Raw genomic sequence first — 9,010 nt, forward strand, 5'->3', positions numbered from 1 at the left:
AATCGCTGAGCGCTGCTCACGCCGGCATAGAGAAATGGAAAGCCCGGAAATCGATCAAACTTCCGGGCTTTGAAATTATTCGGTTTTGGTTTCAGGCGCTTTTGTCGGCTCAGGCTTCTTGTCCTGAGCCCGCGCCTCCGAAGGATTTGGATCAGGAGCCAGACCCTTTTTCAGCTTCTCTTCAATCTTGGCCAACTCTTCTGGTTCAGGCTTGCCAGCAATGGCGTGGTTCCACTGGAAAGTCGCTTCAAGTTGACGGTCCGAGCGCCAGTAAGCATCGCCAAGGTGGTCGTTGATCGTCGGATCTTCCGGACGAAGCTTCACGGCCTTTTCAAGCTCGACCACGGCTTCCGGATAACGACCTAGCTTGTAATAAGCCCAACCGAGCGAATCGACAATGTAACCATCCTGCGGACGCAGTTCGACTGCCTTCTTGATCATTTTCAGTGCTTCATCGAGATTTTCACCCCGATCAACCCATGAATAACCAAGATAATTCAGCACCTGTGGCTGATCAGGATAAAGCTCCAGAGCCTTCTTGAAATTTGGCTCTGCCTGATCCCATTCCTTCAGCCGTTCATGCGCGATGCCGCGCTGGTAGAACACTGGCCAATCCTTGCGTTCCGGCGATTTGATCTGCTCTACCGCTGCATCATAGATTTTTGCAGCGTCGCCAAAATTCTTGTCCTGCGCATAGACACCACCGAGCGCCAAATAGGTGCGCAGATCCGTCTTGTCACGCTCAAGCAAGGTCTTGAGCTGGGTGATTGCTTCGCCAGTCTTCTCGTTTTCAGCAAGATTAAGCGCGCGCTGCATTTCCGCATCACGCCTATACGGCGATTTTTCGGGAACGCGAGCATAATATTCGACAGCCTTTTCCGGCTGACGCAGCTTCGCCGAAATATCTCCAAGCTGGTAAAGCGTAGCATCATTGTCTGGGCGCAGTGGCAACGACATTTGCAGGTACAGTTTCGCAAATGCTTCTGCACCACCGCGATTGATCGCAGTGCCAAGCGTATAAAGCACTTCTCCCACACCTTGCTGCGGCGTATCGATCAGGCGAGGATATTTCTGTCCCGCCTCAATCTTTTCGCGCATTTCTGTGATCGTCATACGGCCATTCAGAAGCTCTTCAGCGTCTTTGAGAATCTTGACAGCACCGGCCTTATCGCCCTGACGCAGCTTGAATGCGGCATAGGACATCACAATACGCTCATAGGTATCAGGTGCTGCGCTACCACCGGCGCGATCATCGAGCGCTTGCTGATAATAATTGCGTGCATCCTGCTTATCGCCAGCAATATCGGCAATAAGCGCTGCATTATAAATGCGGAAAAGGCCGTACCACTCAGGACCGTTGATCTTCACAACATCAGCAAGCGCACGTTTTGGATTGCCCTGCCCGACCTTCACCCATGCGCTCATGAGACTGGTCGCGAGCTGGTCCATGTCGGACTGAATCGACAACATCAGAAGCGGGCCGGTCTTGCGATACTGCTTCTTGGAAATGGCATCGATTGCCAGTGCTACGCGTGAAAAGCGCTCAATTTCCGGCTGATCTTTAAGCTCTTCGGCAAGCGGCAGAGCATCCTTGAAACGACCTTCCGTCAACAGCGCCAATAGCAGGTTCTGCTTGATGATGTCATTTCCCGGATCAAACGCCATGGCCTGACGATAAAAATCGACAGCTGCGGAAATGTTGTTGTCGGCTTCAGCTGTGCGCGCTGCGAGATAAGCGCCGGCAAATGAACCGGCACGCACCTGCGAGACTGGATCTGTGCTTGTTTTAGCCATTGCCGCGTTTGCCGGTATCGCCACTCCCGCCAAAGCCAGAAGAAGCAATCCGTAAAGCGGACGACGTTTAGATCCCTGCCGCATAAAGCCCAGTCCTCTTTCCGATTCCGTATAAGATCCCCTATTCAGAGGCACCTCAAGCATGGCCTTTTTGGGGTCCAAGCGCAAGAAAAGCATCCGTGAAGGATGCTTTTCTTGTTACTCCTTATCAGCATGTCGTCAACCTGAAACCGGTTTCCACTTTCAGGCGACATGCTTGAAAAAGCATCCGTGAAGGATGCCATTCTTTAAATTTTACAAAGACCTTAGTTTACCCGGCTGATGCAGAAGTCGATGACTTCAATCAGCGCATCTTTCTCAGGGCAGGCCTTCAAAGGCGCTAAGGCATCGCGGGCAATTTCGCCGAAATGACGGGCACGCTGTACAGTGTCAGCGATTGCACCGTGCTTTGTCATCAGGCCGATGGCCTTTTCAAGCGAAGCGTCGTCGCTCGCACCTTCTTCAATTGCATGTTTCCAGAAAGCGCGTTCTTCATCAGTGCCGCGGCGATAGCTCAGGATCACTGGCAGTGTGATCTTGCCTTCGCGGAAATCATCGCCGGTGTTCTTGCCAAGATCGGCTGCCGAACCACCATAATCCAGCGCATCGTCAACAAGCTGGAAAGCGAGGCCAAGATTAAGACCGTAGTCGCGCAGGGCTGCACGATCGGAAGGTTTCGCATCAGCAATGATCGGACCGACTTCGGCAGCAGCCGAGAACAGCGCTGCGGTTTTAGCCTTAATGACGGCCAGATACTCGTCTTCGGTGGTTTCCATGTTCTTGGCAGCAGCCAACTGCATCACTTCGCCTTCAGCAATAACCGAAGCGGAAGTTGCAAGAACATCAAGAGCATCGAGCGAGCCGACATCGACCATCATCTTGAAAGCCTGACCGAGCAGGAAGTCACCAACCAAAACGCTTGCCTGGTTGCCCCAGATCATGCGCGCCGTGCTTTTACCTCGACGCAGATCACTTTCATCGACCACATCGTCATGCAGAAGAGTAGCGGTATGCATGAATTCGACCGAGGTTGCGAGACGGACATGCCCGTCACCCTCATAGCCAAACATGCGGGCAGCAGCCAACGTCATCATTGGGCGGAGGCGCTTGCCACCAGATGAAATGAGATGGTTCGCCACTTCCGGGATCATCTCGACATCGGAGCCCGCACGGGACAGGATCATTTCGTTCACGCGGCCCATATCGGCCTTCGTCAGGTCGACCAGAGGCTGAACCGATCCTTCCCGCTTCCGTTTCCCGTCAAGATTCAAAACCACACCCAATGTCGTTACTCCTAGCTGCCGACCACACTATTTGTGCGGATCAGAATGCTCAAGACGCTTAACAGCCCCTGCAACGCCCAAGCTTTTTATTCAGAGCCTGTTCACCATTGAAGGAAGCAGTTGTCAATGCGGTCTATTGATTACACATTGTCGAAATGATCGAACTTATGCGCACAAATGATTCCGTTCTCCTGTCCGTTGCCGAAGCTCTTATGAAAGAGGCCGGCATCATTTACTTCATTGCCGACACCAATATGAGCATTCTCGAAGGTTCATTAGGCGTTATACCTAGGCGATTCCTCGTTGAGGAAGACCGATTGGACGAAGCCAGACGTTACCTGATCGATGCCGGTCTGGAACATGAACTCAAAGACCATGACGAATAACATTTCCGAGCGCGCACAGGATACCGTGGAAGAAACGCTGGATGTGTTTCATCGTGGTGCATTTCATCTCGTGCAGCCCGCGATGAAAGGCCATCGGTCCGGTGTAGACGCAATGATTCTCGCAAGCAGCGTGCCAAATGGTTTCTCAGGCCGCCTTGCCGATCTAGGCAGTGGTGCAGGTGCTGCAGGCCTCGCGGTGGCTGCCCGCTGCAAGGACGCGCGCGCTACACTCATCGAACGCTCGGGCTTTATGCTCAACTTTGCGCATAAGAGCGTCAACCATCCACTAAATACCGCCTTGCGCGACCGTGTCGATATTCTGGAAGCCGATGTATCACTGACCGGCAAGGCGCGGTCAAGCGTTGGCCTGATCGATAACAGCTTCGATTATGTCATCATGAACCCGCCTTTTAATGAGGCGAGCGACCGCTCGACACCTGATCCCGTGAAAGCTGAAGCGCATGTCATGCCCGAAGGCATGTTCAACCAATGGCTGCGCACCGCATCGGCGCTTCTGCGGCCCGGCGGCGGCGTTTCGATTATCGCACGCCCTGCTTCGCTCGCGCCGATATTGGAAGCGCTTGAGCGGCGTTTTGGCGGACTGAAGATCATTCCGATCCTGCCACGCCCTGACGCGGCGGCCATCCGCATCGTGATTACCGGCATTCGCGGTAGCCGTGCAGGCCTTTCGCTCATGCCAGCCCTTATTCTGCACGGCGATGCGGGTAATGATTTCACGCCACGCGCCACAGCCATTAATAATGGCCAGACTTCGCTGCTTTAGGAAAACCCGTGAAAAAATGTCTGAACGCGGTTGATCGCAACGACGGAAAGGCTCGGTTCGAACTCTTTGATCACAGAAACGGGCTTTATTCTTTTGAAGAAACCCAAGAGTTTCTGGATGAAGTGCCTGAGATTGGACCCTACACTTATTGGGGTACGGCTTACGCATCCGGGCTTTACAATGACCAGACCGAAGCCATGCGGGAAGCGAGAGCGCTGATCCAATGGCTTTCCGTGATTGAAACAAGCGAGGGCTTCATGGAAATCAGACCAGCCAAAATTGACGATGCGGATGGCATGAGCCGCGTTCTCAAAGAGATCATCGACGCAACCGGACGTCAGCGGGATTATGATCGCGACCATGTCATTGAGCGTTATATTTCCGATCCGAACCGGATCGAATGTCACGTAGCGGTTGCTGATGGCGAGATATTAGGATTTCAATCACTGAAACATGCGACCGAAGACAATCCCTATGGCGTTGCAGTCGGCTGGGGAATTATCGGCACCCATGTCAGTCCGCGTGCTGCCCGCAAAGGCGTAGGATCGGCCCTATTCGCAGCAACCCGTCAGGCAGCAGAAGCGGCAGAGATAACTGATATCGACGCAACCATCGGCGCCGATAACGATATGGGCCTCGCCTATTATGAAGCGATGGGTTTTCGCACCTATCGCACATCAGGCGACAGAATCTGTAAAAAATATAGTTTGGAAAACTGAAGACATGCTTCTCATCGTTGGAACGATTCGCTTACCAGCGGAAAAGCTTGATGAAGCTCGACCAGTTATGCAGCGGATGATTGAAGCAAGTCGCGCAGAGGACGGCTGCCTTTCGTATTCTTATTCTCAAGATGTACTTGAAACAAACGTCATTCATGTAAAAGAGCTATGGCGAGATCGGGTTTCACTGGACAAACACTTCGTGTCTGACCACATAGGGAAGTGGCGTTCCGAATGGCCAAGACTTGGCATTACGGATCGCAACCTCACGCTCTACGAAGTAGACGCTCCGGAAATAACCTGAAAAGAAGAATAATGACGTCACATCCGAAGCCCGTCCGCCCCGTTTCCATCATGCGTCGCTTTCTCGACAGCGAATCTGCTGGTGGTATTGTTCTCATGGCCGCTGCAGCGCTCGCGCTGATCGTTGCGAATTCGCCTTTTTCCAAGGTCTATTTCGGCGCATTGCAGTCCTATATTGGTCCACTCAGTCTTTCGCATTGGATCAATGATGCACTGATGGCCATCTTCTTTCTGCTGGTCGGACTTGAGATAAAACGTGAGTTTCTCGATGGCCAACTTGCAAGCTGGCCTAATCGCATTTTGCCGGGCATAGCTGCTGCAGGCGGCGTCATCGTGCCCGCACTGATTTTCGTTGCCTTCAATTATAACGATCCTGAGAAAGTGCGCGGCTGGGCTGTACCGTCGGCCACCGACATCGCTTTCGCGCTTGGTGTTTTATCGCTGCTCGGATCGCGCGTGCCGTCAAGCCTCAAGGTCTTTCTGGCGACGCTTGCCATTCTCGATGATCTGGCAGCAGTGATCATCATTGCAATTTTCTATACTGCCGAGATTTCCATGCCTTATCTAGGCGCAGCATTTGCAACGGCCGCCGTTCTGTTTGCTATGAACCGTTTGGGCGTGATGAAACTGCTGCCTTATCTCATTGGTGCTGCCATATTGTGGTTCTTCGTGCTCAATTCCGGCGTTCATGCGACGGTTGCAGGCGTTGTCGCGGCTCTCATGATCCCGCTGAAGCCCGCCAAAGCGAAGCCGGATGATATGACTTCGCCACTTCATACACTTGAGCACGCTCTGGCAAAACCTGTCGCTTTCTTCATCGTTCCAGTGTTCGGTTTTGCCAATGCCGGTATTTCGTTCACCGGAATGACGCCTTCCATCATCTTCGATACTCTGCCGCTTGGCATCATGCTCGGTCTTTTTGTCGGCAAACAGCTTGGTGTGTTTGGTGCTGCATGGCTCGCAATCAAAACGGGTCTGGCACAGCGGCCAATGGGTGCCAGCTGGGGGCAGATATATGGTGTTTCACTTCTTTGCGGCATCGGCTTCACGATGAGCATTTTTATCGGGCTTTTGTCCTATCAGTCGGAACTATTGCAGGCCGAGACAAAAATCGGCGTTCTAACGGGCTCCGCACTCTCTGCAATATGTGGCTATGTACTGCTCAGAATGCTGGCCAAGCCGAAAAAATGACGAAAATACAATGCCCGGAACGAAATTCCGGGCATTTTTCTTTGTGTTTGCCAATTTGCTTCCTACATTCGCTGCAACAAGCATTTTTCAGGTTGGAGTTTGATTTGTCAGGAATATTGTCCCGCTTCATTCCGCGTCGTTTTCGCAAAAAAGAGATTGAAATCCCTGTTGTGCGTTTGCATGGCGTGATCATGAGCGGCGGTTCATCACTTCGCCCATCGTTGTCGCTCGCAAGTGCTTCCGCTGTGCTCGAAAAGGCCTTCACTGACAAGGAAACACCGGCGGTTGCCATTTCCATCAATTCGCCCGGTGGCTCACCGGTGCAGTCACGCCTCATCTATCGTCGTATTCGCGATTTGGCAGACGAGCATCAGAAACGAGTTTTCGTCTTTGTGGAAGACGCTGCTGCATCAGGCGGTTACATGATTGCGCTCGCAGGTGATGAGATCATCGCCGATCCATCATCGATTGTCGGCTCCATCGGCGTTGTCTCAGCGTCGTTCGGCTTCCCGGAGCTGCTTAAGAAAATCGGCGTCGAACGCCGCGTCTATACAGCAGGCCAAAACAAGTCGACGCTTGATCCGTTTCAGCCTGAGAAGGAAGCCGATATTGAACGTCTCAAATCGCTTCAGCTTGAAATTCACCAGACCTTCATCGACATGGTGAAGGAGCGTCGCGGCAGCAAGCTCGCCGATGACGAAAGCCTCTTCACCGGCTTATTCTGGACAGGCATTAAAGGCAAAGAACTGGGCCTTGTTGACGGACTTGGGGATATGCGCGGCTTCCTGCGCAAGACATATGGTGACAAGGTGAAGCTTAAGCTGATTGAACCCAAGCGCGGACTGCTCGGACGTAAGGCACCAGGTGTCGAAATAGCACTTAGTGGCATTGATCCTGCTGCGATCGCAGCTAATCTCGGTGACGGCCTTCTGTCAGTCGCCGAAGAAAAGGCGCTCTGGGCGCGATATGGCCTTTGAAATTCATTGTTTCACCATGATATGATGCATAATCCTACAAAGTAGTGTTATGCTGCCTGCGAATAAGTTTCACTCCGTGATCCCGAAAAGGCCTTTCGGGAACCTATGCTAGCCTGAGGATTAGAGGCCATGCCCCAGCTTATCTTTCTGCTGTTGATACTCGCTGCCGCCTGGTACGGTTATCGCTCGTTCAAGCGCGAAGCGGTACGCGTTACCCAGCGCGTTCGTCGGGCAGAAAAAGAGGCCCAGAACCGCGCCCATGGCACACTGGTTCAGGACCCGAAGACGGGCGAATATTACGTCAAAAAAGACTAATATTGATTTCATTCTGAATGCATCATTCTGCTGAGGCTGCCACTCTGGTTCGTCGTTCTGTTCATCGCGTGGCACCGGCCAAGGTTAATCTCGCGCTGCATGTGACAGGGCGTAGAGATGATGGCTATCATCTGCTCGATATGCTGGTCGTCTTTGCTGATTATGGCGACCGCATCACCATCGAAGAAGCCGACGAAGATAGTTTCAGCATTGGCGGGCGCTTTGCTCAAGGCATACCGCTTGATAGCTGCAATCTAGTCGTCAAGGCGCGCGACGCTTTGCGATCACTTGCGGATCGCGCGCTTACGCCCGTTTCAATCCACCTAGAGAAGAACTTGCCCGTCGCGTCAGGCATCGGTGGTGGTTCCAGCGACGCGGCAGCAACGCTTCTCGCGCTCAACGAAATCTGGCGGCTCAATCTGGACCTCGACACGCTGGCTGAACTCGGGCTCAAGTTGGGCGCCGACCTTCCCATGTGTCTGCATGGTGCCGCTCTTGGTGCACCGCTTGTTGCGCGTGGCATCGGTGAGCAACTCACCGCAATACCGCAAATGCCATCGTTTCCGATACTGCTGGTCAATGATGGCACCGCTGTTGCAACGCCCGATGTCTTCCGTGCGTTGACAAAGCGTGACAACCAGCAGCTCCCAGCACCTGCAGATGGCGATTTGGAAAGCATCTGCACATATCTCGGCTCAACCCGTAACGACCTCCTGCCAGCAGCGCTGGCGATTGCCCCGCAGATTAACGGTAAGCTTGATCTGCTACGTGCGCATGGCGCGCTTTATGCGCAAATGTCCGGCTCAGGCGCCACCTGCTTTGCTATCTTCAAAGATCAGCAAAGCGCGGATGCCGCCGCATCTCAAATCCTGGCGAAAAATCCCAACTGGTTCGTGGTTTCAAGCCAAACAGCTCCGTCAGCGCTCTGACAAAACGGGCATTTTTCCGCCTTACACTGTTCACATATACTTGAATAAACCGTGTTGTCTTGGACATTCTGCCCGTTTCAAGGTTTTATTGTCTACTATTTGAGATACAATCTGTGAACCAAACGGTAGCTAGGCGCAGCCGATTGAAAGGCATATCTCTGGTTCATCGAAACGACGAACACAACGTCGCTTCACAAAACCAAGGAGATAGAAAATGAAAAAGTTTGCTCTTGCTGCCGTAGCCGTTGCCCTTAGCGCCGGTGCTGCTTTCGCTGAAAATCCAAATGTTG

Annotated in this window: 10 protein-coding genes; 8 read left to right on the plus strand and 2 right to left on the minus strand. The window is 52.8% G+C overall.

Features of this window, described 5'->3' with window-relative positions:
• Positions 1–75 precede the first annotated feature (75 nt).
• A complete protein-coding gene (locus QSJ70_RS21035; protein WP_194778692.1) occupies positions 76–1,878 on the minus strand; it encodes a tetratricopeptide repeat protein in 1,803 nt (600 codons plus the stop codon).
• A gap of 221 nt (positions 1,879–2,099) precedes the next feature.
• Positions 2,100–3,116, minus strand: a complete 1,017-nt coding sequence (locus QSJ70_RS21040) for a polyprenyl synthetase family protein (protein WP_285539306.1) — start codon at positions 3,114–3,116, stop codon at positions 2,100–2,102.
• A gap of 155 nt (positions 3,117–3,271) precedes the next feature.
• On the opposite strand from QSJ70_RS21040, the gene QSJ70_RS21045 reads away from it, so the two are divergent.
• The 8 genes from QSJ70_RS21045 to QSJ70_RS21080 all read left to right on the plus strand — a co-directional run bounded on the left by QSJ70_RS21045 (position 3,272) and on the right by QSJ70_RS21080 (position 8,720).
• Positions 3,272–3,502 (plus strand): putative signal transducing protein, encoded by a 231-nt coding sequence (locus QSJ70_RS21045; protein ID WP_007873690.1) that lies wholly within the window; start codon positions 3,272–3,274, stop codon positions 3,500–3,502.
• Complete coding sequence (locus QSJ70_RS21050) at positions 3,492–4,286, plus strand: tRNA1(Val) (adenine(37)-N6)-methyltransferase (protein WP_502871702.1); 795 nt, start codon at positions 3,492–3,494, stop codon at positions 4,284–4,286. Before QSJ70_RS21045 ends, QSJ70_RS21050 begins: the two co-directional genes overlap by 11 nt.
• 8 nt (positions 4,287–4,294) lie before the next feature.
• Complete coding sequence (locus QSJ70_RS27790) at positions 4,295–5,005, plus strand: GNAT family N-acetyltransferase (protein WP_502871703.1); 711 nt, start codon at positions 4,295–4,297, stop codon at positions 5,003–5,005.
• A 4-nt stretch (positions 5,006–5,009) separates the two neighbouring features.
• Positions 5,010–5,309: a putative quinol monooxygenase gene (locus tag QSJ70_RS21060; protein ID WP_007873683.1), complete on the plus strand. Its 300-nt coding sequence runs from the start codon at positions 5,010–5,012 to the stop codon at positions 5,307–5,309.
• A gap of 11 nt (positions 5,310–5,320) precedes the next feature.
• On the plus strand, positions 5,321–6,499 hold the full coding sequence (gene nhaA, locus QSJ70_RS21065; RefSeq protein ID WP_285539309.1) for a Na+/H+ antiporter NhaA: 1,179 nt from the start codon (positions 5,321–5,323) through the stop codon (positions 6,497–6,499).
• A 104-nt stretch (positions 6,500–6,603) separates the two neighbouring features.
• Complete coding sequence (locus tag QSJ70_RS21070) at positions 6,604–7,476, plus strand: S49 family peptidase (protein ID WP_285539311.1); 873 nt, start codon at positions 6,604–6,606, stop codon at positions 7,474–7,476.
• Between the two features lie 129 nt (positions 7,477–7,605).
• Positions 7,606–7,791 (plus strand): hypothetical protein, encoded by a 186-nt coding sequence (locus QSJ70_RS21075; protein WP_007873680.1) that lies wholly within the window; start codon positions 7,606–7,608, stop codon positions 7,789–7,791.
• 17 nt (positions 7,792–7,808) lie between these two features.
• Positions 7,809–8,720, plus strand: coding sequence for a 4-(cytidine 5'-diphospho)-2-C-methyl-D-erythritol kinase (locus QSJ70_RS21080; protein WP_285539314.1), 912 nt, complete (start codon positions 7,809–7,811; stop codon positions 8,718–8,720).
• Positions 8,721–9,010 lie beyond the last annotated feature (290 nt).

The organism is Brucella sp. NBRC 12950, assembly GCF_030268145.1.
Lineage (GTDB): Bacteria > Pseudomonadota > Alphaproteobacteria > Rhizobiales > Rhizobiaceae > Brucella.

What these genes read in the sequence shown, in the direction of transcription:
- QSJ70_RS21060 (WP_007873683.1), top strand. Translation starts at nt 5,010, where the DNA reads ATGCTTCTCATCGTTGGAACGATTCGCTTACCAGCGGAAAAGCTTGAT.
- QSJ70_RS21045 (WP_007873690.1), top strand. Translation starts at nt 3,272, where the DNA reads ATGATCGAACTTATGCGCACAAATGATTCCGTTCTCCTGTCCGTTGCC.
- QSJ70_RS21075 (WP_007873680.1), top strand. Translation starts at nt 7,606, where the DNA reads ATGCCCCAGCTTATCTTTCTGCTGTTGATACTCGCTGCCGCCTGGTAC.
- QSJ70_RS21035 (WP_194778692.1), bottom strand. Translation starts at nt 1,878, where the DNA reads ATGCGGCAGGGATCTAAACGTCGTCCGCTTTACGGATTGCTTCTTCTG.
- QSJ70_RS21080 (WP_285539314.1), top strand. Translation starts at nt 7,809, where the DNA reads ATGCATCATTCTGCTGAGGCTGCCACTCTGGTTCGTCGTTCTGTTCAT.
- nhaA (WP_285539309.1), top strand. Translation starts at nt 5,321, where the DNA reads ATGACGTCACATCCGAAGCCCGTCCGCCCCGTTTCCATCATGCGTCGC.
- QSJ70_RS21050 (WP_502871702.1), top strand. Translation starts at nt 3,492, where the DNA reads ATGACGAATAACATTTCCGAGCGCGCACAGGATACCGTGGAAGAAACG.